Raw genomic sequence first — 22,551 nt, 5'->3', positions numbered from 1 at the left:
TTTTGAATACCTATGGAATTTATTGATTATTACAAAATTCTAGAAATAGACAAGAAAGCCACACAAGCCGATATTAAAAAGGCATACCGTAAATTGGCTCGTAAACTTCATCCAGATTTAAATCCGAATGACAAAACTGCTCAAGAAAAATTTCAACGGATAAATGAGGCTAATGAAGTTTTAAGCGATCCTGATAAAAGAAAAAAGTACGACCAATACGGTAAGGATTGGGAACATGCCGATGCTTTTGAAGAAGCTAAGAGAAATCAACGTGGCTCTTCTTCTGGCAACAGAAGAAGTTATTCTAGCTCTAGTGGGTCCAATGAAGATTTTTCAGACTTCTTCGAATCTATGTTCGGTGGCTCTGGTGGTGGTTTTAGTGGGGGTGGACGACAAAGGTCTACCCAATTTAAAGGTCAAGATTTAAACGCTACCTTAAAGTTAAACTTGCTTGATATTTTGGAGGACCACAAACAAACTCTTGACCTTGGTTCCAAAAAAATAAGAATAACCATACCTGCTGGGGTTGAAGACGGACAAACCATTAAGATTGGTGGTTATGGAGGTGATGGAGTAAATGGCGGACCCAAAGGTGATTTATACCTAACCTTTGAAATTAACAACAACACCAACTTTCAACGAGTAGGAAATGATTTATATAAAAATGAATCTATATCCTTATATGATGCTATACTAGGAAGCTCTATTGAAGTGGAAACCTTAACAGGAAAAGTAAAACTGAAGGTAAAGCCCGAAACCCAAAACGACACTAAGGTGAAATTGAAAGGAAAAGGAATGCCTGTTTACAAGAAAAAAGGTGTTCATGGAAATCTTTACATTACCTATAAAGTGACAATGCCTACAGAACTTTCAGATAAAGAAAAACAATTATTCAAACAACTTTCAGAATTACGATAATATGGATTCAGAAAATTATATACAAATAGAGCTGTATTGCGAGCGTACACAAACTCCTGTAGAATTTATAGATGACCTTTTGGAGTTTGATATGATTGAAGTTCAACAGATTGAAAATAAAAAATATGTTCAACAGCACCACATTATTGAAATAGAACGTATTTATAGATTACGCAATGAACTAGGAATAAATATGGAAGGCATAGACACCATAAACCATATGTTAGAAAAAGTCAACCGATTAGAGCAAGAATTAAAACTACTTCGAGATCGGTTGACTATTTATGAGCACTAAACGTTAAAACGAAAATGCATTACATCACCATCTTTAACGATGTACTCCTTACCTTCTACTCTCATTTTACCAGCTTCTTTCACTTTTGCCTCGCTACCAAAAGCGACAAAGTCTTTATAAGCAATAACTTCAGCTCTAATAAAACCTTTTTCAAAATCTGTATGAATAACTCCTGCTGCCTGGGGTGCAGTTGCACCAACAGGTATAGTCCAAGCACGAACCTCTTTTACTCCTGCTGTAAAATAAGTTTCCAATTCTAATAATTTGTATGCTCCACGAATTAATTTAGCAGAACCAGGCTCTTCCAAACCTAAGTCCTCTAAAAACATTTTGCGCTCTTCAAAAGTTTCTAATTCAGTAATATCAGCTTCTGTACCCACAGCCAAGAAAATAACTTCCGCATTTTCAGCAGCAACCATTTCTTTTATTTTTTCAACATATGCATTACCTGAAACTGCCGCATCTTCATCTACATTACAAACATACATAACTGGTTTATCTGTAATAAATTGAAGAGGCTTTACAAATTCAATTCTTGATTCCTCATCAATTTCTATAGCTCTAACGGATATACCAGCTTCCAAACCTGTTTTTATAGCTAATAAAGTAGTTTCTTCTTTTTGAGCATCTTTATTACCTGTTCTAGCGGCCCTTTTTACTTTCTCTAGTTTCTTATCTACAGTCTCCAAATCTTTCAATTGAAGCTCCATATCTATAGTTTCTTTATCTCTAATTGGATCTACACTACCATCTACGTGAACGATATTATCATTATCAAAACAACGCAAAACATGTAATATCGCATCGGTCTCGCGAATATTACCTAGAAATTGGTTTCCTAACCCCTCTCCTTTACTTGCTCCTTTTACCAATCCTGCAATATCAACTATTTCAACAGTTGCCGGCAACACTCTTTCAGGATTCACCAACTCTTCTAATTTTTCTAACCTAGCGTCAGGAACATTCACAACCCCAATATTTGGCTCTATTGTACAAAATGGAAAATTTGCACTTTGCGCTTTAGCATTTGACAAACAATTAAAAAGTGTTGATTTACCTACGTTTGGCAATCCTACAATACCTGCTTTCATAATAAAGAATATTTCAAGGATGCAAATATAGTTTTTACTTAAACATTTTACCTTCAATTTTTACTCTTAAGTTTTCTAAAAAGTACTACTAAAATTTTGTGTTATTTTCAAATTTTTTAGACCAATGATGAGTATTATTGTCATATTTAACACTTTTTAAGAATAATTTTAATACTTTTCGCGTAGAACATGTAAGAATTTATGGAACTTCAATCTGATGAAACACTATGGTATTTTTTCAAAAAAGGAGAAGTGAACGCTTTTACGCTCCTTTTTAAGAAATTTTATCCGCAACTACATGTCTATGGAATAAAGTTGAGTAATGATTCAAAACTTACAGAAGACTGTCTTCAGAATTTTTTTATTCAACTTTATGAAGAAAGAGAAAAAGCAGGATCTATAAAAAACCTCAAAGCATACCTTTTTATATCCTTTAAGAGAAGACTTATAAAACAACTTCAAAAAAGTCAGAAAACCATTTCTATTTCTGAAGCGCAATTATTTAAATCGAACTTCACTTTTTCCGCAGAAGAACTTTCTATTAATCAAGAAATTCAATTCCTATGCACGACTACTTTATCCGAACTTATTAACCAACTTTCTCCAAGGCAAAAAGAAGTTATTTATTTAAAGTATTATAGCAATATGAGTAGCTCGGATATTGCCGAAGTTATGGATATGAACTATCAAAGTGTTTTGAATATACTACAGAAAGCATTATCCAAACTTCGCTTAGCTTCTGAAAATCAACAAATTAAATCTATTTTAAAAAAAACTTAAAAATAGTAGGGTATATTTTTAAGAATTAAACCTCTTATAAATGGAACACCTTACTACATGAAGAATAAAAACAAATTCGATTTACAGTATTTCTTAAAAGATACGTCATTTGAAAATTGGGCTAAAGGCTTAAATAAAAATGATATTGCATACTGGAATAATTGGCTAAAGCATAATCCACAACATTTTGAAACTGTTGAAAATGCAAAAGCCATCATCGTAGGTATAAATTTTAAACCGCAATTTCCAAGTAATAAAAAGGTTGACATAGAACTCACTAAAATTTTACCGAAAATCGGCTTAAAAACAACCTCGCAGCATCCAATTAAAAAAACACGAAGTTTTAATAAGGCCATATACTTCTCTGCTGCAGCCGTAGTATTAATTTTATTAAGTTGGACAAGTTTATCTATGTTTAACGATTATAATACTACAATACATAAAACAAATTTCGGTGAAATCATTGATCTTAAGCTACCTGATGGAACCTCTGTTGTATTAAACGGAAACTCAGAAATATCTTACAAAAAAGACAATCCACGACTATTAAATCTAAAAGGTGAGGCCTATTTCAAGGTAAAATCTATACCAAGTACAAATGCAAAATTTTGGGTGATTACCAATGACCTTAAAGTAGAGGTTCTTGGAACACAGTTTCATGTAAACACGAGAGAACAAAAAACTAATGTGGTTTTAGATGAAGGTTCCATCAATTTAGAATTTAACAATGGAGATGTTACTAAGATGATTCCCGGTGAAATGGTTTCTTTTTCTAAGGAAAGCAAGAAGTTAGTTCATAAAAAAGTTACGATCGAAACACCATACGCACTTTGGCGAGGCGACACCTATGCATTTAATGAAATTCCGTTAAAAGATGTGATGTCCAATTTAGAGCTTACTTATGGCCTTCAAGTGAAATACTCTTCTGATCATTTAAAAGATATACCCATATCAGGAGGTATTCCTAATCAAAATTTAAAAATATGTATTGCCGCAATAGAAAAGGCGACCGGAACAAGAATCATTAACAAAGGAAATATTTTACAAGTACAAGAGAACCCTATTTATTAACTAAACTATTTATTTATGAAAACTAACAAACTAATGAGATTGCTGCTTGCAGTAATGCTTTTTTCGAGCATCACCAGTAACATGGCAGCTAATGAACTAAAAAAAGAGGTTACCCTGAGTGAGTTTCTAAATGAGATTAGTGCAAAGCACGAAGTATTTTTCACGTACAACCCTACACTAGTTTCTACCACCAGTTTAAACCCTGAGGAATATGAATTCCCTTTACTGGATAAGATCATCAATAAATTGGAACGCAAAACGAGTTTCGATTTTGAATACTTAGGCAACAAGTATTATGTTGTTTACCATAAAAAACCAGAAAGAGCAAAAATTTTAAGAATCAATTCTGTAAACAATGGTATTACCGCTTTAACACTTAACGAGGTAATTCAAAATAGTATTACTGGTAAGGTTACAGATGATTCTGGAATGCCCTTAGCCGGAGTAAATATTATTGAAAAAGGAACAACCAACGGCACCACATCAGATTTTGATGGAAATTACTCCATAAATGTTACTGATGATACAAAATTGGTATTTAGTTATATAGGTTTTGCCTCGCAAGAAATATCTACTGCTGGCAAAAACACTATTAATGTTCAGTTATCTGAAGGAATGCAATTGGATGAGTTTATAGTTGTTGGTTCTCGTACAGCGCCAAGAAGTAACGCTGACACACCATTACCTGTTGATGTTATTGGAGCTAAAGATTTAAGTTCAACTGGTCAAGCAACTTTTGATAAAGCTTTGCAGTATCGAATTCCTTCCTTTAACACCGTTCAAACTCCGGTAAATGATGCTACGTCTTTATTAGATCCTTATGAAATTAGAAACATGGGACCTAGTAGAACATTAATTTTAATTAACGGTAAGCGTAAAAATTTAAGTGCTTTATTGTATACTCAGACATCGCCAGGGCGTGGTGAAACTGGGGCAGATATTTCAGCAATACCTACAGATGCAATTAAAAGAGTTGAAATTCTTCGTGATGGTGCTTCTGCGCAATATGGTTCAGATGCCATCGCTGGTGTAATGAACATTATTCTTAAGGATTCTCCAAACGAAGGTTCTGCGACAGTAAGAACTGGAATTACTTCTGAAGGTGACGGCTAAATGTTCGGAGTTGCTTTGAACAATGGCTCATCTATTGGAGAAGACAAAGGTTTCGTGAATTATACAATAGATCTTTCAAAAGTTAACCAAGCAAATAGACCAGGAACTGTAAACGCAGCTGGGGAAGCAGCTGATTTTGGAGCAGACATTGCAGATGTACAATCATTCTTATCAAGAAGACCTGATGCAGGAAACATAAATGGTTCACCAGAAACAGCCGCAGCAAAATTTTCTGTAAACTTAGGATATGATTTAAGCGAGAACACTTCTCTTTATGCAAATGCGGCTTACGTTTATAAGGCAGTAAATAGCTTTGCAAATTACAGAACTCCTTATTGGAGAACTGTTGATGATTTCCCTTATTTGGCAGATTTTTTCCCTGGCGACAATCCAAATACAGCCGGCGGTTATGATGGTTATGTTCCTACTTTTGAAGGTTTACTTAGTGACTATAATGGTACGGTTGGTTTTAAATCTACTATTAACGATTGGAATATCGATGCTAGTTTTACTACTGGTGGAAACACTCAAACGTACAAAGTGAACAATACTCATAACAGAAATGTTGTTTATTCTCCATCAACTTGGGTTGATGCTAATGGTAATGGTTCTGTTGATGATGGTGAACTTTCAGAGGGATCTCAATTATACAGAGAAAACAGTCAGCAATCTTTTGATCCAGGAGGAACTAAGTTCACCAACAACATTGGTAACATTGATATTTCAAGAATACTTTCTGATAAAATAAGTATTGGTGTCGGTGCAGAGTTTAGAACTGAAACTTTCGAAGTTATTGAAGGTGAATTAGCTTCTTATGATGGTGGTGGTGCAGATTCATTTGCAGGTGCTTCTCCTCAAAATGCTGGTAAATTCAACCGTTATAACATCGGTGGATATTTAAGTTTAGATTATGATGTTTCTGATGCTTTTTTATTGAGTGGTACTATTAGAACAGAGAATTATTCAGATTTTGGTAATGCTTTTGTTTACAAATTTAGCTCACGGTATAAGGTTAACGATGCTTTCACCTTAAGAGGTTCTATTTCTTCAGGGTTCAGAGCTCCTACCCTACACCAAATTTATACTCAAAAAGCTCAATACAGTTTTGTACCAGGACAAGGTATTCAAGTTGGTGGACTAATAAACAATGTTTCTACACAAGCTAAATTATTAGGTATCCCCCAATTAGATGCTGAAACATCTACAAACTTTACCATTGGTTTTGGTGGTAAAATTGACAACAAATTCAGCTATACATTTGATTACTACAATATTGCAGTAAAAGATAGAATTGTATTAGGTTCTGAAATTGGCCCTAGTGGAGATGCAACAAACCCACTTGATATTCTTTTAGCGAATAACAACTTAACTGATGTAAGTTTCTTTTCAAATGCGATAGATACTAAAACTTCTGGTATTGATGTTGTTCTTGCTTATAAAGGAATAGAGATAGGAGAAGGCAATCTTGATTTGAATTTATCAGGAAACTACACAATTCAAAACGAAAGAGATGGCGATGTAAAAGATGTACCATTAGTAGCAAACTCTGGACAGTCTGTTGTTAATGAAACTCAAGAAGCTTTATTCTTTACTTCTAGACCAAAAACAAAGTGGATTCTAGGTGCTAATTATGACATCAACAAATTCGGTTTTTCCTTGAATAATACATACTTTGGAAAAACAACCTTTCAACAACAAGGTTTAGATAATAATTTATTCACCGAATTCACTCCAAAAATTGTAACTGATTTAGGTATTAACTTTAGTGCTACTGATAAATTGACCCTAGCATTAAACATTAATAATTTATTGAATGTTCTACCTGAATGGAGTTTCCAGTCTAAAAATGCTGCTGGTGATGCTATTTTAGCAGACGCAGCTCAGACTCAAAACCAGTCTAATCTAATTACCTTTAACCAACGTTATTCGCAAATGACGTATGATGGTTATCATTTTAGCCAATTAGGTACAATGTTCAACCTTTCGTTGAATTATAAGTTCTAGTTTGATTTAGTTTGTTTGAAAAAAGCTACCTATTTGATTAGGTAGCTTTTTTTTTATGCTTTTAAGTAAATGAGAGTATATTCTAAAAACTGCGCTGTAAATTATAAGAAAACAATGCATCTATAATTTAAGAATTATAAAAAACCACAGCAAAACTGAATAGATATTAATTCAATAATATAAAAACAACCTTATTCAGGGTGCATAAACTTTTGCTTAGCTAAGAGCACTTCTTCGGTCTCTACATGATCATCATCTGGTACACAACAGTCAACAGGGCATACAGCGGCACATTGTGGTTCTTCATGAAAGCCCACACATTCTGTACATTTATCTGGTGATATATAGTAAACTTCATCACTTATGGGTACTTGTACTTCATTTGCGTCTACTTCTTTACCATTAGGCAAAACTACACTACCTTCTAAAGAAGTGCCATCGCTGTAACGCCATTCATCAGCCCCTTCATAAATTGCGGTATTCGGACATTCTGGTTCACAAGCCCCACAATTAATACATTCGTCAGTTATTATAATTGCCATAATTTCTTCTACATTAAAATGCCCAAAAAAGAACGGGCATGCTTATTTTTGCACAAAGGTAATTCCTAGTGAATTAGTATACAAATATAATGACCCATCGTAACCTTACCATAGAAGCTTTTGTTAAACTTGGAGATTTTCTAAGAACATTTTGTGAATATATCACCTCAGGCACCAATTCTGAATTAATAAATAACGCGTGGATTACTTCATTTGAGGCTGAAATAGAAATGGCCCAACATTATAATGGATGGTTTACAAAAGAGAATTGCATTCATGCCTTTCGAGAATGGGGGAATTTATTAACTAAAGAAAATTTAGAGAATTGGTTAAAAGATTATGACTTAACCACTAATAAAGAAAAAATTGTTGCTCTTATTATGGCTGGTAATATTCCACTAGTTGGGTTTCATGACCTTTTATGTGTATTAGTTACGGGCAATAAAGCATTGGTAAAGTTATCTAGTAACGACCAAAAGTTAATTCCTTTAATTATCGATTATGTAAAAAGTATAGAGCCATACTTTGAAGGAAGGGTGATTTTCACAAACGAAAAACTTGACCATTTTGATGCCGTGATTGCAACTGGTAGTAACAATACGGCAAGATACTTTGAATACTATTTTGGTAAAAAACCTAATATCATTCGAAAAAACAGGAATTCTGTTGCCGTTTTAACTGGTAAAGAATCTAAAGATGAGTTAATTGCTTTAGGTGAAGATATTTTTAGATACTTCGGTCTTGGTTGTAGAAGTGTATCAAAAATGTTTATTCCGGTCAATTATGACATTGACACTTTCTTCAAGGCAATGTTTCTTCATAACGACATTATAAATCATAATAAATATGCCAATAATTATGATTATAATAAGGCGGTTTACCTCATGAGCGAATTTAAAATATTGGATAACGGTTTCCTTGTTTTAAAGGAAGAAGAAAGCTACGGTTCCCCAATTGCATCACTATTCTATGAGCATTATGAGAATGTAGAAGAATTGAAGTCAAAACTCATATCAGAAGAAGATAAAATACAATGTATTGTATCCTCAGGGTTTATAGATGATGAAATCTCATTCGGTGAAACTCAAAAACCATCTTTAAATGATTATGCTGATGGAATCGATACAGTTAATTTCCTGTTGAGAACATCCTAGAATTAAATACCATTCTGTATCGCAAAATCTTCAAAAAATACTGACATTTGTATCCTTAATTAACATTCAAAATGAAAAAGCATAATTTTAGCGCAGGCCCTTGTATTTTACCGAAAGAAGTATTATTAAAGGCTTCTGAAGCCGTTATGGACTTCAATGGTTCTGGACTTTCACTTATTGAAATTTCACACAGAAGCAAAGATTTTGTTGCTGTAATGGAAAACGCAAGATCATTAGCATTAGAATTGCTTGACCTGAAGGATAAAGGTTACCAAGCACTTTTTCTACATGGTGGCGCAAGTCTTGAATTTTTAATGGTAGCCTATAATCTTTTAGAAAATAAAGCGGGTTATTTAAATACTGGCACATGGAGTGACAAGGCAATTAAAGAAGCTAGGTTATTTGGAGAGGTTGTTGAAGTTGGCTCCTCTAAGGACGAAAATTTTAAATATATACCTAAAGGATATTCTGTACCTGAAGGTCTTGATTATCTACATCTTACTTCAAACAATACTATATTCGGAACTCAATTCAAGAAGTTTCCAAAAACGGATGCTCCATTAGTGTGCGACATGAGTTCTGATATATTCTCAAGAAGTTTAGATTTCTCTCAGTTCGATTTAATATATGCTGGTGCTCAAAAAAATATGGGTCCTGCAGGTGTAACTTTAGTAATCGTTAAAGAAGATATTTTAGGGAAAGTATCAAGAAAAATTCCTTCTATGTTAGATTATCAAGTACATATTAGTAAAGACAGTATGTTTAATACACCTCCTGTTTTTCCTGTTTATACTTCGATGCTTACCTTAGAATGGCTTAAGAATCTTGGTGGTATTGCTGCCATTGAAGAGATAAATGAAAAGAAAGCCAGGTTATTATATTCTGAAATCGACTTAAACCCTGTCTTTGAAGGGTATGCCAATATTGAAGATCGTTCATTAATGAATGCAACTTTTAATATAACCAACGAAAGTTTGAAAAGTACTTTCGAAAACATGTTGAAAGAAGCAGGAATTAACGGGTTAAACGGTCACCGGTCTGTTGGCGGGTATAGAGCTAGCATGTACAATGCACTTCCATTAGAAAGCGTAGGCGTATTGGTAGACGTAATGAGTGAAATGGAACGAAAAGGATAGTTAATAAACTGTTTATCACCCCATTCCCTATTTCATTCAATCATTAAACAATAAATAAAATTATGAAGATTTTAGCTAATGATGGTATCTCCACAAATGGCATTGCCGCAATGGAAAAGGCCGGATTTGAGGTATTAACTACCACTGTGGCTCAAGAGCAATTAGCCCATTATATAAATGAACATAAAATAGATGCTTTATTAGTTCGTAGCGCCACTAAAGTTAGAAAAGAACTAATTGATGCTTGCCCTACCTTAAAGCTAATTGGTCGTGGAGGTGTTGGTATGGACAATATAGATGTTGCCTATGCAAAATCTAAAAATATTCATGTAATCAATACTCCTGCAGCATCATCAGAATCTGTTGCAGAATTGGTATTTGCTCATCTTTTTGGAGGTGTTAGATTTTTATATGATGCCAATAGAAATATGCCTTTAGAAGGAGATAGTAATTTCAAAGAATTAAAAAAATCCTATTCAAAAGGAACTGAACTAAGAGGAAAAACACTAGGCATTTTTGGTTTTGGAAATATTGGTCAAGCTACTGCAAAACTTGCCATTGGTGCCGGAATGAATGTAGTTTATTGCGACCCAGAGGTAGCGAGTTCAAATATTGAACTTTCATTTTTTGACGGACAAAAAGTAAACTTTGCCCTGAATAATACTGATAAGTCTGAATTAATAAGAAATGCTGACTATATATCTTTACACATACCTGAACAACAAAACTACGTACTTGGTAAAGAGGAGTTTTCTCAAATGAAAAAGGGTGTTGGTATTGTAAATGCAGCTCGAGGTGGTGTTATTGATGAAGTTGCCTTAGTAGAAGCATTAGAAAATGGTACGATTTCTTTTGCAGGTCTTGATGTGTATGAATCAGAACCTAACCCAGAAGTAAAGATTCTTATGCATCCGAGCATATCTCTTTCTCCACATATTGGTGCTGCCACTTTAGAAGCGCAAGAGAGAATTGGCTCAGAATTAGCTGAGCAGATTATAACATTATTAAAATAGGTGCTTTATAACATATTTTACTAACTCTTTTCGTATTTTACAGCATAAACATTAAATTAACTATTATAATGGCAGGATTATTAGATTTATTAAACAGCCCAATGGGCAAACAATTAATTAGTGGTGTTGCAGGTCAAACAAATCAACCTGAAAACAAAACCGCTGATGTATTGAGCATGGCTATGCCCTTAATCTTAGGTGCAATGAAAAAGAATGTTTCTTCCCCAGAAGGTGCTCAAGGCTTAATGAGCGCTCTATCAGGAAAACATAATGGAAGTATCTTAGATAACTTAGGTGGTCTATTTGATGGTGGTGTAGATGACAATGTAATGCAGGACGGTGCTGGTATCTTAGGACATATTTTTGGCGGTAAACAAGCAAATGTTGAAAATGCCCTAAGTCAAAAATCTGGACTTGATGCAGGTTCAATAGCTCAAATACTTAAAATTGCCGCTCCAATTGTAATGGGTATGATTGGTAAACAAACAGCGCAAAGTAATGTAAGTGATGGATCTGGCATGAATGCTTTATTAGGTAGTATGTTAGGTGGGCAACCACAAGAAAACCAAAGTTTGATTACTACACTCTTAGACGCTGATGGCGATGGTAGTATTTTAGACGACGTTGCTGGCATGGTAATGGGAAGTAACAAAAAGTCAGGTGGCTTAGGTGGCCTATTAGGAGGTCTTTTCGGTAAATAAACGATTTTTATAATTTAACATAAGCCGCTTGCTAACGCAAGCGGCTTTTTTGTATCTTATATTTCATGAAAAAGTGTACTAATTACGAAGCAATATTTAGTTTGATTATCGCCTGTTTTTTTGCACTCACCCTAGTTAATTGTGGTGCAACAAAAGAACCGCTATCTATTTCCAGTGATGAAAAAATAGCATTTGAACAAATAGAAGGTGATACCATAACTATTTCTAGTGATAAAACTGAATATGAAATTATAATCATTGAACCCGGTTTTAATACTTGGTTAAATTCAATAGCCAAACCAGAAGGCTATTACTCACAGAGTTTTCTTGAAAATCGAAATTATTTAATGGTCTTGGAATGGAATCGAAGAGTATTACAACCGATGCGTTATAGCTCAAATTTATATGAACTTCAGATTGACTATACCCAAAATATTGATTATGGGTATGAAGTAAATTATAAACTCTACAATTACTTTATCTATTTTCAAAGAAAACACAATCAACGGCTAGGTCCTTTTATCCCACGCATATAAAAAGTATATTTACGGGCTTTAAAAATTTTTATGCAAAAGTTAAAAGAACGCTGGGGTATTTCTGGCAATTTTCAATTAATAATCATTTTTTTCGTATTTGCTATAACAGGCTCATCTTCAGTATTTGTAGCGAAACCATTTCTAAATCTCATAGGTTTACAACAATCTAATTTTCCAGATGCTTGGTGGGGCACAACAATCTACTGGGTTTTAAGAATAATGCTAATTTTTCCTTTTTATCAAATCCTACTAGTGATATATGGTTGGCTATTAGGTCAATCAAAATTCTTTTGGGCTTTTGAAAAAAAGATGCTGAAACGAATAGGCTTAGGTTTTTTATTTAATTAATTTAATACTTCTTTAACAGGTCATAGCTACCTCCATTAGTTAATTTTGTAGATATGAGTTTTGTGAAAGACAAAATAGTATTTCCAATAGTTGCCATAATTTTAATGGCGAGTTTATTGGGACCTTATTTTGTAAAAATTTCACATGCGTTAAACGAGCACGAAGAATTTCACTGTATATCTAAAGAATTACATGTACATGCAGTTGAGTTCGATTGTGATTTTGAGCTTTATCAATTATCATCGTTTTATTATCCAGAATTCGATTATCCTCAATTTATTGAGGTAGCCACTATTACCGAGGCTATTATTAACAATTACTACTTTCTAAGTAAATATCAACAACTTCATTTTGTTTTAAGAGGCCCACCTTCTTGTTAATTATTTATTTCTAACAAGTTAAAGTCTAAAAATCTTAATACAATTTTATATGAAAAATATTTATATAACAATGCTATTGGCATTGTTAGTACAATTTGCATTTGCACAAAGCACATTATCAGGAACCATCAATAGTCAGGAAGACAAAGCACCTTTAGAACAGGTTTCTATATATTTTCCGCAATTAGAAAAAGGTACAATTACCAATGCTGACGGGTTCTATAAGATTAATAATTTACCTACAGGAAAGTTTAAGATAGTAATATCCTATATTGGCTTTCAAACCTATTCGCAAACCGTTGACCTTTTAGAGCCAACAAACCAGCTATCACTTGAACTTTCGCCTAGTGCCATTGAAATGGAAGAAGTAATTGTTTCTACTCCCTTTCATAAATTACAACGCGAAAATGTAATGAAGGTTGAAAGAGCAAGCATAAAAGATTTGAAATCAACCGGAGCTGTAAACTTGTCTGAAGGTCTCACAACGATACCTGGTGTTGAAAGTGTTTCTACAGGTGTAGGTATAGGAAAACCAGTTATACGTGGTCTTAGCTCTAATAGAGTGTTGACTTACACGCAAGGTATCCGTTTAGAAAACCAACAATTTGGGGATGAACACGGATTAGGAATCAGTGATGCGGGAATCGAAAGTGTTGAAGTTATAAAAGGACCTGCATCTTTGCTCTATGGTTCAGATGCTCTAGGGGGAGTGTTATATTTAAATCCTGAAAAATTTGCTAACTCTAATGAAGTAGAAGGTGATGTGAACTTAAATTATTTCACTAATACAGAAGGGTTTAACGGAAATGGAGGATTTAAAGTTTCATCTGAAAAATTAAAATTCTTAGTTAGAGCAGGCGGAAGCTCTCATGTCGATTATAAGACTGGTAATAATGAACGTGTCACCAACTCTAGATTTAATGAAAAAGATTTAAAAACCGGTTTGGCATATCAACTGACTAATTTCAAAACCGAATTACGCTACAACTACAATAACTCTGAATTGGGCATACCAGAAGAAATAGGAGAACAATCAACCGATCGTTCTGCCATTGAGCCCTTTCAAGATATTACTAGCCATATATTAAGTTCGAAATCAAATATCTACTTCAATAACTCTAGCTTACAAGCCATCATAGGTTTTACTAGAAATGACAGAAAAGAGTTTGAGGATCATCACCATGGCGAGGAAGGACTTGAAGAAGAAGAACATGAGGAAGAGGAAGAAGGACCTGCATTAGACATGAAATTAGAAACCTTTAGCTACAATCTTCAATATAACTTAGCTAAAATTGGAGCTGTAGAGACTATCGTTGGTTTACAAGGCATGAATCAATCTAATAGTAACTTTGGTGAAGAGGTTTTAATACCAGATGCTACTACGAATGACATTGGGCTTTTAGCCACATCACATATACACTTAAATAAAAGTGATTTTCAACTTGGTGTGCGTTATGACAGAAGAACTATTGATGCGGATGAGAGTGGCATTATTGGTGAAGAAGGCTATATTACTTCAGTCGATAGAAGTTTCAACAGTTTTAATATTGCTGCAGGTTATAAATTAGATGTTTCAAAAAACTTCATAACTCGCCTAAATATTGCTTCAGGATTTAGGGCTCCAAATTTGGCTGAATTAACCTCAAATGGCGCACATGAAGGAACAAATCGATTTGAAATTGGAAATTCAGATTTAAATAATGAAAGAAATGTTCAGACCGATTTGTCTCTAGAATTTAAGAATGAACATTTTGAATTTTATATAAACGGATTCTATAATTCTATTTCAGACTATATTTATTTAGAACCAAATGGCACTTCATTAGATGGTGATGCCGTATTTCTATATCAACAACAAGATGCTAATTTGTTCGGGGGTGAAGCTGGGCTACATTATCACCCACATCCATTAGATTGGTTACATATGGAAAGTAACTTCTCTACCGTTACTGGTGAATTAAAAAGCAGCGGTAATCTACCATTAATTCCTGCGAATAATTGGGCTAATACTTTAAGATTCGAATTTAATAAAATCAATAAAAGCTTTAATAGTGGTTATGGTTTTCTAACATTGAAATCTTACTTCGCCCAGAATAATGTGAGCGAATTTGAAACTTCTACAAGTGGGTATTCTCTTTTAAATTTAGGTTTTGGGGCTACAGTTACAATTTCTAATCAACCTATTGATTTTATATTAAGTGCTAATAATATTTTGGATAAGGAATATATTTCCCACTTATCTAGATTAAAGACTGATGGAATATCTAATATCGGACGAAATATTAATCTTGGAATAAGCGTACCTCTCTAAATAATTAGAGGTTAAAATGTGAAAATCCCTGTGTATTTACTTAAATACACAGGGATTTTTTAATGCTTATAAGCTATTTACTTTTCTAATGAATACCAATCTATGTCAGTCAATGGCGGTCTTCTTCCTTTTTCTAATAAAGGATAATTAGTAGTCAGATAATCTACAATTACCTTTTGATTTTCTCCTAAAGGCCATAATCCCTGAGTTTTCTGCATCCAACGTATGGTTGCATTCCATTGCTCCTCCCCCATTCTATTCTGAATTATCAACTTTGATGAATGACAAGTAATACAATTTGTAATTACTGTTTGCAATCCGTCGGCCTCAATTAAACCTGTACGAACATGAATACCATTCTCTATTAGTTCTGGATCTACTTCGGTTAATTCTACTTGCGTTTGCCTAGGTCCGTAAAAAATAATTGCTAAGGCTCCAATTAGAATGAAGCCTGTAAAAATTAATAACATGACCTTAAATATGGGCTTAAAAACGATTCCGTCTTTATTTTCTTTCTCCTGCATTACACGACTTTTATAGCAATTCTATGGCAGGCATTATTCAAATAACCTTTTGGGTTCCAACCTGGTAAAACCATAGGTTGTTTATTCTCATTAGAATCAGTTGCACGTGCCCAAATTTCATAATAACCTTTATTTGGAAAATTAACTGTAGCATTAAAATGCTGCCAAGCCAATCTATTTTTAGCTTTTTCTATACTAGCTGGTTTCCATGAGGTTCCATAATCAATAGAATACTCCATCGAATTTATTTCTAATTCTCCTGCCCAAGCATGACCATTAATTTTCAATGATTTTCCCTCTTTAATAATTGCACCCGATTTAGGGTACGTAATTAACGACTTAACAGGCATAGATTCAATAATACACATATCTTCATCGGCAACTGTTTCACCTGGTGCTACAGTTTCGCAAGGTACTCGGTAAGAACTACCTTCCATTTTTGCACCATCATGTACTTTATTTCTAATACTAATGGTATTTAACCATTTCCCCGAAGTCGAAGCTGGCCAACCACCGCAAATTAAACGTAAAGGAAAACCATGCACTAAAGGAATAGCTTCACCATTCATAGAGAACGCTAATAAAGTTTCTTCTTGCAATGCTTTTGACATTGGCACTCCTCTAGAAATAGGTTCTTTAGTGGGGTTTCTGCTCAAATGCATATCTGCAGCATGATATCCTATGTACACTGCATCATCTTTAATTCCCGCATCAGCTAAAACATCTTTTAAACGAATACCAGTCCATTCTGCACTAGAAACTGCTCCAATGGTCCATTGATTTCCCTTCGCTGGTGGGTTGAATTCGCTTCTACCATTACCACCACATTCTAACGTAAGCTGATACGTATGATGTTTAAATTTTGTTTTTAAATCTGAAAGTGAATATGTTTTCGATTCAACCACCGATTCACCATCAATCTTAAGTTCCCAAGAACTTTCATCAATTTTTTCAGGTAGTAGTCCATTATTACGAACGAACATATACTTGTTTGGAGTAACTCGATCATTAAGCAGATGTGCCTGTGCCTCCATATTCCATGGTTTATCGTTTAGAACGACCATAGCCTCATCTTTATTAAATAACTTAAATGGATCTGTCTCTTGTAATGCCAAAGGCGTATAACCCTTGGGCATCAACTCTTTATAAACAATATCAACACCAAGTAAGGTAGCGAGCGTACCTAAACCTGATTTTGCAACAAAACTTCTTCTCTTCAAAACGTAATAGATTTGAGATAAAGTTAAGTTATTTGGTACTAAATTATGTGTTATTTACACTTCAATAGTCTGACCTTTTTTAACACCTTTAAAAACATAGGTATACAGCCACATTAAGGTAAATGAAGGAATGATATCAAAACCAGGTACAATTTCCTCTACAAAAGTAAAGATACCTGCAGCCTGCCCTATTTTACCTTTATACATTCTTGTCATTAAGTAACCAGAGAGTGGCGCCCATACAATATCTGAAAATTCACCTACAAATGGTATTACAAATGAAAGCATGCCTATACCATCAAAAAGCAACCCCATTAATAGCTGTTTATATTTTTTGTTCTTTAAAATTGACATACTGAAAAATTAGTTATTCTTTAGTTGGAATGCAACAAAGATGCCAAAATTTAGAAATAAATGATCGCTAAATATGATGCTTAATTAAGAAAGTTTTGCACTAATTAATTTAAGAAATTCATTTCTGGTCTCAATTTTTTCAAATTGCCCCCTAAACCCTGAAGTAGTGGTAACTGAATTTTGTTTTTGAACACCACGCATCATCATACACATATGTGAAGCTTCAATAACGACAGCAACACCCTTTGGTTTTAATGTGTTATTGATACATTCTAAAATATCATGTGTTAAACGCTCTTGAACCTGCAATCTTCTTGCAAAAACATCAACAACTCTTGGTATTTTACTTAAGCCCACTATATGACCATTTGGAATATATGCGATATGTGCCTTCCCAAAAAATGGAAGCATGTGATGTTCACATAAAGAATACAATTCAATATCCTTTATTATAACCATATCATCATAAGATTCTTTGAACATGGCCCCTTTTAATATCTCTACAGCATCTTGTTGATATCCTTGTGTTAAGAATAGCATTGCTTTCGCTGCACGTTCTGGTGTTTTCACTAATCCCTCTCTACTAACATCTTCGCCTATTTCATTGATAATTGAAGAATATCTGCTTTTAACTTCATCAGTAATTTCTAGATTGTATTCTTCTAAATTTTTATAAGGGGACATACTCTTTATTTAATGTTTAATATAATCTTATTTATCTTGAACAAAATTAATGCTTTCTTTTAATAACAACATTAAAGTTATCATAAATACGAAGCACAAAACTAGTGAATTTGAATTTTACTCAGTTTTGTTGATTCTAACGTTAAAGTAAAACGGGAATACTATTTTTACCGTGATCCTTTTTCATTAATTTTGAAAATAATAAAACCTAATTAACATATTCCATTCCTAATGATAAAAGCTTCTAACATTCATAAGTATTACGGTAAGTTAGAAGTTTTAAAAGGTGTTGACCTGCATATAAAGAAAGGAGAAATTGTTTCTATTGTTGGTGCTTCTGGAGCGGGTAAAACAACCTTATTACAGATTCTCGGCACTTTAGATGTACAATCGAATAAAAGTGACAGTACACTTCTAATTAATAATATAGAAACTACTAATCTTAGTGATAAAGATTTAGCCAAGTTTAGAAATGAACATATTGGCTTTATATTTCAATTTCATCAATTATTACCTGAATTTACGGCCATTGAAAATGTCTGCTTACCTGCATTCATTAAAAAAACGCCTAAATCTGATGCAGAAAAAAGAGCCAAAGAACTTTTAGACTTTTTAGGATTATCTCACAGATTCAATCATAAACCTTCTGAATTATCAGGAGGAGAACAACAACGTGTAGCTGTTGCACGTGCTTTGATCAACAACCCTTCTATTATTTTCGCCGATGAACCAAGTGGGAATTTAGATTCTGAAAGTGCAGATAATCTTCATAAACTATTCTTTGAGCTAAGAGAAAAATTCGGACAAACCTTTGTCATTGTAACTCATAATGAAGAACTAGCAGAAATGGCAGATCGTAAATTGACTATGGTAGATGGTAAAATTGTAGATAAAGAAAAAATAGAGGCATAACCCAGATTATTATGCTTGATGAACTACTCGCATTTGCTAAAAACCCTATTTATCAACAAGATACAAATACCGAAACCTCAGATAGACTAAGGAAATTCGTTAAATTATTGATTTTGGCGCTTTGCTCAAGTATTCTTTTACTAATCATAGCAAGTATAATACAAAACATATTTAATATTGAAGTAGGTAAACATGCTATTGATGATTTATTTGAGAATAATTCAGAAATAAAAATCTTTGTATTAGCCGTTTTAGCAGCTCCTTTTTTTGAAGAATTAATTTTTCGTGGACCATTAATCTTCTTTCAACACTCAAAATATTTTTTAATTGCATTGTACGTTTTTACCATTGCTTTTGGCTTGGTTCATATTAGCAATTTTGAATTGACAACACAGGTACTGTTTCTTTCGCCGTTATTAGTAGCACCACAAATAAGTGTAGGTTTTCTTCTAGCATTTATCCGTGTCAAATTTGGATTATTATGGTCTATGGCATTACATGCTTGCTATAATATGGTATTATTACTGCCTTTATTACTACTGAAACTATTAGATATTCCTATAGAATGACAAAAACTGAATTAAAGATATTTCTAGATGAAAAGGTTATTCAATATAATAATCCCAAATTTTTAGAGACAGACCCTATTCAAATACCACACCTATTTACAAATAAAGAAGATATAGAGATTAGTGCATTTTTAACTGCCACTATAGCCTGGGGTAATAGAAAAAGTATCATTAATAATTCTCATAAATTAATGGGTATGATGGGGCAGAGTCCTTATGACTTTATCATTAATCATAGCAAAGAAGATTTAGACGATTTGGCCTATTTTGTTCACAGAACCTTTAATGGTATAGACCTAAAATATTTTATACATAGTCTTAAAAACATATACACACATCATAATGGATTAGAGGGAATCTTTACAACCCATCAAGAAAAAAATTCTTTACAACCCACTATTTCGAAATTCAAAGAACTGTTTTTCGAATTACCTTATGATCAAAGAACAACGAAGCACGTGTCAAATCCCTTAAAAGGTTCAGCTGCTAAAAGAATAAACATGTTCTTACGGTGGATGGTGAGAGATGCAAACACTAGCGTCGATTTCGGACTTTGGAAAAATATAAGTACGGCTAAACTATCTTGTCCATTAGACGTGCATTCTGGTAATGTTGCTCGCAAGCTTGGTTTATTAAAACGAAAACAGAACGATGCAAAAGCATTAGCTGAACTTGATGAAAATCTAAGAAAACTGGATCCGATGGACCCAGTTAAATATGATTTTGCCTTATTTGGATTAGGTGTTTTTGAAAAATTCTAATAAATATTTTAAATGAATCTTATAATCATTTAAAATATTTATTAGAATTAATGATATCATATTTTTAGGTGATTCAATAATTATAAAACCAAGATTAATGGTATTATTCTTATTTTCGTTTATCAACAGAACCTTTAAACTACCATGAAAAAAATTCTACAACTATCCATTTGTTTGGTAACTACTATTGCCCTATCACAATCTAGGACATTACCAATTGACACCGTTATTACGACAGAGCATAATGCTACAATTAACGGCACTACCTTTTCCTATACAGCACAAACAGGTACACAACCGGTTTGGGATGAAAATGCAAAACCAATTGCGTCGTTACATTACACTTATTACACAAGAAACAACATTAAAGACCGTGCCGCCAGACCTCTATTAATATCCTTTAATGGTGGACCAGGTTCGGGTTCCGTCTGGATGCACCTTGCCTATACCGGCCCAAGGATATTGAAGATTGACGATGAAGGATACCCTGTTCAACCTTATGGCGTAAATGAAAATCCGCATTCCGTCTTAGACATTGCTGATATTGTATATGTAAACCCTGTAAATACTGGATATAGTAGAACAATACCGGCAAGTGGAAAAGATGTTGACCGAGAAAAATTCTTTGGTATAAATGCCGATATAAAATACTTAGCAGAATGGCTAAATACTTTTGTGACAAGAAATAATAGATGGCGCTCACCAAAATATATCGTTGGTGAAAGTTACGGTGGCACTCGAGTTATGGGGCTTTCATTGGCTTTACAAAACCAACAATGGATGTATTTAAATGGAGTAATCATGGTTTCACCGGCAGATTACAAAGTAATACGTAATAGCGGACCGGTTGCCGAAGCAATTAACCTACCCTATTTTACTGCTGCGGCTTGGCATCATAAAGCATTACCACAAGCGCTTCAAAGCCAAGACTTACTAGATATTTTACCAGAATCTGAGGCGTATACTATAAATCAATTAATACCTGCATTAGCTAAAGGCGGATTTTTAGATGCCTCTGAAAAAGATGCCGTTGCAGATAAAATGGCTTATTATTCCGGATTAAAAAAACAAGATATTCTTGAGCAAAATCTAACGGTACCAACTTCTTTCTTCTGGAAAAACCTTCTAAAAGATAAAAACGGATATACGATAGGTAGATTGGATTCTAGATACTTGGGTATAGATAAACAATTAGCAGGTATGCAACCAGATTATAATTCAGAACTTACTTCTTGGCTCCACAGCTTTACCCCTGCTATCAATTACTATTTACAAGAAGAATTGAATTTTAAAACAGATGTAAAATACAACATGTTCGGCCCTGTTCACCCATGGAATAATGATGATGACAATACAAGGGAAGATTTAAGACAGGCAATGGCCCAAAATCCGTATTTGAATGTAATGATACAATCTGGGTATTATGATGGTGCAACAACCTACTTTAACGCCAAATATACGATGTGGCAAGTTGACCCAAGTGGTCGAATGAAAGATAGATTCAGTTTTAAAGGGTACCGTTCAGGCCATATGATGTATTTAAGGCGTGAAGACCTTAAAACTGCAAATGATGATATTCGCGATTTCATTAAAAGAACCATGACTAATGTAAAAAGTGCTAAATACTAAAGAGTAAGTTTACTTTTCCATTACCGTTTTAGACATTCCTAATAAAGACAAAGAAGTAATTTCAACAGTTTTTATTGGGAATGTTTTTTTTATTTCAGAATCAGAAAATCCAACAGCATCTCTAAAAATCTTATCCCGTTTACGCTGCTTTCTTTTTTTGAAGATATTGATGGTAACCCCAACGGTTGCTCCACCTAAAACTGTAGCTAATAAATCGGCATTGTCCCAACCTCCATATTGCTTTTGATCAATACTTTCTTTCGCTAAGCCAATAAGTAAACTACCGCCTATTGCCCCAATAAACGTCCAAGTTCTATCACCATCTGAAATTTGGCTAGCTACTCCTGCCCCTACCAAACCATATAGGTTTCCACCTAGAAAATGAAGAACCTTATCTTGCTCTATTTGTCCATATGTACTTTGAAGGGATACTAAAATAAAGATAACGGAAACTATTTTTTTCATAGTTGGCAAAGATAGAAATTCTAATACAGTGATTGATTTT

23 protein-coding genes and 1 pseudogene are annotated in these 22,551 nt (G+C 33.7%); 17 read left to right on the top strand and 7 right to left on the bottom strand.

Annotated features, from left to right (window positions below; translation table 11 throughout):
• The first annotated feature begins 12 nt into the window (after positions 1-12).
• A complete protein-coding gene (locus tag AAC084_RS11720) occupies positions 13-918 on the top strand; it encodes a J domain-containing protein (RefSeq protein WP_339840384.1) in 906 nt (301 codons plus the stop codon).
• 1 nt (position 919) lies between these two features.
• Complete coding sequence (locus tag AAC084_RS11715) at positions 920-1,213, top strand: chaperone modulator CbpM (protein WP_339840383.1); 294 nt, start codon at positions 920-922, stop codon at positions 1,211-1,213.
• Here the strand turns inward: AAC084_RS11715 and ychF are convergent.
• Positions 1,210-2,304 carry a redox-regulated ATPase YchF gene (gene ychF, locus AAC084_RS11710; protein ID WP_339840382.1) on the bottom strand — a complete coding sequence of 365 codons (1,095 nt, stop codon included), beginning with the start codon at positions 2,302-2,304 and terminating at the stop codon, positions 1,210-1,212. The genes AAC084_RS11715 and ychF overlap by 4 nt on opposite strands.
• 201 nt (positions 2,305-2,505) lie before the next feature.
• Between ychF and AAC084_RS11705 the strand changes: the two genes are divergently transcribed.
• The 3 genes and pseudogenes from AAC084_RS11705 to AAC084_RS11695 all read left to right on the top strand — a co-directional run bounded on the left by AAC084_RS11705 (position 2,506) and on the right by AAC084_RS11695 (position 7,272).
• Entirely contained in the window at positions 2,506-3,084 is a 579-nt protein-coding gene (locus AAC084_RS11705) for a sigma-70 family RNA polymerase sigma factor (protein ID WP_339840381.1), read from the top strand.
• A 57-nt stretch (positions 3,085-3,141) separates the two neighbouring features.
• A complete protein-coding gene (locus tag AAC084_RS11700) occupies positions 3,142-4,155 on the top strand; it encodes a FecR family protein (RefSeq protein WP_339840379.1) in 1,014 nt (337 codons plus the stop codon).
• Positions 4,156-4,494: 339 nt separating this feature from the next.
• Positions 4,495-7,272: pseudogene (locus tag AAC084_RS11695) on the top strand (TonB-dependent receptor).
• Between the two features lie 191 nt (positions 7,273-7,463).
• Here the strand turns inward: AAC084_RS11695 and AAC084_RS11690 are convergent.
• A complete protein-coding gene (locus AAC084_RS11690; protein ID WP_339840378.1) occupies positions 7,464-7,814 on the bottom strand; it encodes a 4Fe-4S dicluster domain-containing protein in 351 nt (116 codons plus the stop codon).
• 89 nt (positions 7,815-7,903) lie between these two features.
• Here AAC084_RS11690 and AAC084_RS11685 point away from each other — a divergent pair, with 89 nt between their 5' ends.
• The 8 genes from AAC084_RS11685 to AAC084_RS11650 all read left to right on the top strand — a co-directional run bounded on the left by AAC084_RS11685 (position 7,904) and on the right by AAC084_RS11650 (position 15,393).
• A complete protein-coding gene (locus tag AAC084_RS11685) occupies positions 7,904-8,968 on the top strand; it encodes an acyl-CoA reductase (RefSeq protein WP_339840377.1) in 1,065 nt (354 codons plus the stop codon).
• 71 nt (positions 8,969-9,039) lie between these two features.
• Positions 9,040-10,104: a 3-phosphoserine/phosphohydroxythreonine transaminase gene (gene serC / locus AAC084_RS11680; protein ID WP_339840376.1), complete on the top strand. Its 1,065-nt coding sequence runs from the start codon at positions 9,040-9,042 to the stop codon at positions 10,102-10,104.
• A gap of 62 nt (positions 10,105-10,166) precedes the next feature.
• Entirely contained in the window at positions 10,167-11,117 is a 951-nt protein-coding gene (locus AAC084_RS11675; protein WP_339840375.1) for a D-2-hydroxyacid dehydrogenase, read from the top strand.
• Between the two features lie 68 nt (positions 11,118-11,185).
• The gene (locus tag AAC084_RS11670; protein ID WP_339840372.1) at positions 11,186-11,818 is read left to right on the top strand and encodes a DUF937 domain-containing protein; all 633 of its coding nucleotides are present in this window, start codon (positions 11,186-11,188) and stop codon (positions 11,816-11,818) included.
• Between the two features lie 65 nt (positions 11,819-11,883).
• The gene (locus tag AAC084_RS11665; RefSeq protein ID WP_339840371.1) at positions 11,884-12,354 is read left to right on the top strand and encodes a DUF6146 family protein; all 471 of its coding nucleotides are present in this window, start codon (positions 11,884-11,886) and stop codon (positions 12,352-12,354) included.
• Positions 12,355-12,384: 30 nt separating this feature from the next.
• Positions 12,385-12,702, top strand: a complete 318-nt coding sequence (locus AAC084_RS11660; RefSeq protein ID WP_339840370.1) for a DUF6787 family protein — start codon at positions 12,385-12,387, stop codon at positions 12,700-12,702.
• A gap of 53 nt (positions 12,703-12,755) precedes the next feature.
• Entirely contained in the window at positions 12,756-13,082 is a 327-nt protein-coding gene (locus AAC084_RS11655) for a hypothetical protein (RefSeq protein WP_339840368.1), read from the top strand.
• A gap of 49 nt (positions 13,083-13,131) precedes the next feature.
• Positions 13,132-15,393 (top strand): TonB-dependent receptor, encoded by a 2,262-nt coding sequence (locus AAC084_RS11650; RefSeq protein ID WP_339840366.1) that lies wholly within the window; start codon positions 13,132-13,134, stop codon positions 15,391-15,393.
• 77 nt (positions 15,394-15,470) lie between these two features.
• Here AAC084_RS11650 and AAC084_RS11645 read toward each other — a convergent pair whose 3' ends face one another.
• The 4 genes from AAC084_RS11645 to folE all read right to left on the bottom strand — a co-directional run bounded on the left by AAC084_RS11645 (position 15,471) and on the right by folE (position 18,175).
• Positions 15,471-15,917 carry a monoheme cytochrome C gene (locus AAC084_RS11645; protein WP_339840364.1) on the bottom strand — a complete coding sequence of 149 codons (447 nt, stop codon included), beginning with the start codon at positions 15,915-15,917 and terminating at the stop codon, positions 15,471-15,473.
• Entirely contained in the window at positions 15,917-17,137 is a 1,221-nt protein-coding gene (locus AAC084_RS11640) for a sulfite oxidase (RefSeq protein ID WP_339840362.1), read from the bottom strand. Before AAC084_RS11640 ends, AAC084_RS11645 begins: the two co-directional genes overlap by 1 nt.
• 54 nt (positions 17,138-17,191) lie before the next feature.
• Positions 17,192-17,491 carry a hypothetical protein gene (locus AAC084_RS11635; RefSeq protein WP_339840360.1) on the bottom strand — a complete coding sequence of 100 codons (300 nt, stop codon included), beginning with the start codon at positions 17,489-17,491 and terminating at the stop codon, positions 17,192-17,194.
• An 84-nt stretch (positions 17,492-17,575) separates the two neighbouring features.
• Positions 17,576-18,175: a GTP cyclohydrolase I FolE gene (gene folE, locus AAC084_RS11630; RefSeq protein ID WP_339840359.1), complete on the bottom strand. Its 600-nt coding sequence runs from the start codon at positions 18,173-18,175 to the stop codon at positions 17,576-17,578.
• Positions 18,176-18,406: 231 nt separating this feature from the next.
• On the opposite strand from folE, the gene AAC084_RS11625 reads away from it, so the two are divergent.
• The 4 genes from AAC084_RS11625 (at position 18,407) to AAC084_RS11610 (ending at position 22,046) form a co-directional block, all read left to right on the top strand.
• Entirely contained in the window at positions 18,407-19,087 is a 681-nt protein-coding gene (locus AAC084_RS11625) for an ABC transporter ATP-binding protein (RefSeq protein ID WP_339840357.1), read from the top strand.
• 11 nt (positions 19,088-19,098) lie between these two features.
• The gene (locus AAC084_RS11620) at positions 19,099-19,656 is read left to right on the top strand and encodes a CPBP family intramembrane glutamic endopeptidase (protein WP_339840355.1); all 558 of its coding nucleotides are present in this window, start codon (positions 19,099-19,101) and stop codon (positions 19,654-19,656) included.
• Positions 19,653-20,417 carry a TIGR02757 family protein gene (locus AAC084_RS11615; protein WP_339840354.1) on the top strand — a complete coding sequence of 255 codons (765 nt, stop codon included), beginning with the start codon at positions 19,653-19,655 and terminating at the stop codon, positions 20,415-20,417. Before AAC084_RS11620 ends, AAC084_RS11615 begins: the two co-directional genes overlap by 4 nt.
• Before the next feature lie 144 nt (positions 20,418-20,561).
• Positions 20,562-22,046, top strand: coding sequence for a carboxypeptidase (locus tag AAC084_RS11610; RefSeq protein WP_339840353.1), 1,485 nt, complete (start codon positions 20,562-20,564; stop codon positions 22,044-22,046).
• Between the two features lie 9 nt (positions 22,047-22,055).
• Here the strand turns inward: AAC084_RS11610 and AAC084_RS11605 are convergent, their stop codons facing one another.
• On the bottom strand, positions 22,056-22,511 hold the full coding sequence (locus AAC084_RS11605; RefSeq protein WP_339840352.1) for a hypothetical protein: 456 nt from the start codon (positions 22,509-22,511) through the stop codon (positions 22,056-22,058).
• Between the last annotated feature and the right edge of the window lie 40 nt (positions 22,512-22,551).

Origin of the sequence: uncultured Maribacter sp., from assembly GCF_963977385.1 — a bacterium.
Taxonomy (GTDB): domain Bacteria; phylum Bacteroidota; class Bacteroidia; order Flavobacteriales; family Flavobacteriaceae; genus Maribacter.
Note: the sequence above shows the minus strand (reverse complement) of the source record. Positions and strands in the feature narration are given on the sequence as shown.

What these genes read in the sequence shown, in the direction of transcription:
- AAC084_RS11660 (WP_339840370.1), top strand. Translation starts at nt 12,385, where the DNA reads ATGCAAAAGTTAAAAGAACGCTGGGGTATTTCTGGCAATTTTCAATTA.
- AAC084_RS11715 (WP_339840383.1), top strand. Translation starts at nt 920, where the DNA reads ATGGATTCAGAAAATTATATACAAATAGAGCTGTATTGCGAGCGTACA.
- ychF (WP_339840382.1), bottom strand. Translation starts at nt 2,304, where the DNA reads ATGAAAGCAGGTATTGTAGGATTGCCAAACGTAGGTAAATCAACACTT.
- AAC084_RS11615 (WP_339840354.1), top strand. Translation starts at nt 19,653, where the DNA reads ATGACAAAAACTGAATTAAAGATATTTCTAGATGAAAAGGTTATTCAA.
- AAC084_RS11685 (WP_339840377.1), top strand. Translation starts at nt 7,904, where the DNA reads ATGACCCATCGTAACCTTACCATAGAAGCTTTTGTTAAACTTGGAGAT.
- AAC084_RS11670 (WP_339840372.1), top strand. Translation starts at nt 11,186, where the DNA reads ATGGCAGGATTATTAGATTTATTAAACAGCCCAATGGGCAAACAATTA.
- AAC084_RS11625 (WP_339840357.1), top strand. Translation starts at nt 18,407, where the DNA reads ATGATAAAAGCTTCTAACATTCATAAGTATTACGGTAAGTTAGAAGTT.
- AAC084_RS11705 (WP_339840381.1), top strand. Translation starts at nt 2,506, where the DNA reads ATGGAACTTCAATCTGATGAAACACTATGGTATTTTTTCAAAAAAGGA.
- serC (WP_339840376.1), top strand. Translation starts at nt 9,040, where the DNA reads ATGAAAAAGCATAATTTTAGCGCAGGCCCTTGTATTTTACCGAAAGAA.
- AAC084_RS11655 (WP_339840368.1), top strand. Translation starts at nt 12,756, where the DNA reads ATGAGTTTTGTGAAAGACAAAATAGTATTTCCAATAGTTGCCATAATT.
- AAC084_RS11610 (WP_339840353.1), top strand. Translation starts at nt 20,562, where the DNA reads ATGAAAAAAATTCTACAACTATCCATTTGTTTGGTAACTACTATTGCC.
- AAC084_RS11720 (WP_339840384.1), top strand. Translation starts at nt 13, where the DNA reads ATGGAATTTATTGATTATTACAAAATTCTAGAAATAGACAAGAAAGCC.
- AAC084_RS11620 (WP_339840355.1), top strand. Translation starts at nt 19,099, where the DNA reads ATGCTTGATGAACTACTCGCATTTGCTAAAAACCCTATTTATCAACAA.
- AAC084_RS11645 (WP_339840364.1), bottom strand. Translation starts at nt 15,917, where the DNA reads ATGCAGGAGAAAGAAAATAAAGACGGAATCGTTTTTAAGCCCATATTT.
- AAC084_RS11650 (WP_339840366.1), top strand. Translation starts at nt 13,132, where the DNA reads ATGAAAAATATTTATATAACAATGCTATTGGCATTGTTAGTACAATTT.
- AAC084_RS11605 (WP_339840352.1), bottom strand. Translation starts at nt 22,511, where the DNA reads ATGAAAAAAATAGTTTCCGTTATCTTTATTTTAGTATCCCTTCAAAGT.
- AAC084_RS11690 (WP_339840378.1), bottom strand. Translation starts at nt 7,814, where the DNA reads ATGGCAATTATAATAACTGACGAATGTATTAATTGTGGGGCTTGTGAA.
- AAC084_RS11700 (WP_339840379.1), top strand. Translation starts at nt 3,142, where the DNA reads ATGAAGAATAAAAACAAATTCGATTTACAGTATTTCTTAAAAGATACG.
- folE (WP_339840359.1), bottom strand. Translation starts at nt 18,175, where the DNA reads ATGTCCCCTTATAAAAATTTAGAAGAATACAATCTAGAAATTACTGAT.
- AAC084_RS11675 (WP_339840375.1), top strand. Translation starts at nt 10,167, where the DNA reads ATGAAGATTTTAGCTAATGATGGTATCTCCACAAATGGCATTGCCGCA.
- AAC084_RS11635 (WP_339840360.1), bottom strand. Translation starts at nt 17,491, where the DNA reads ATGTCAATTTTAAAGAACAAAAAATATAAACAGCTATTAATGGGGTTG.
- AAC084_RS11665 (WP_339840371.1), top strand. Translation starts at nt 11,884, where the DNA reads ATGAAAAAGTGTACTAATTACGAAGCAATATTTAGTTTGATTATCGCC.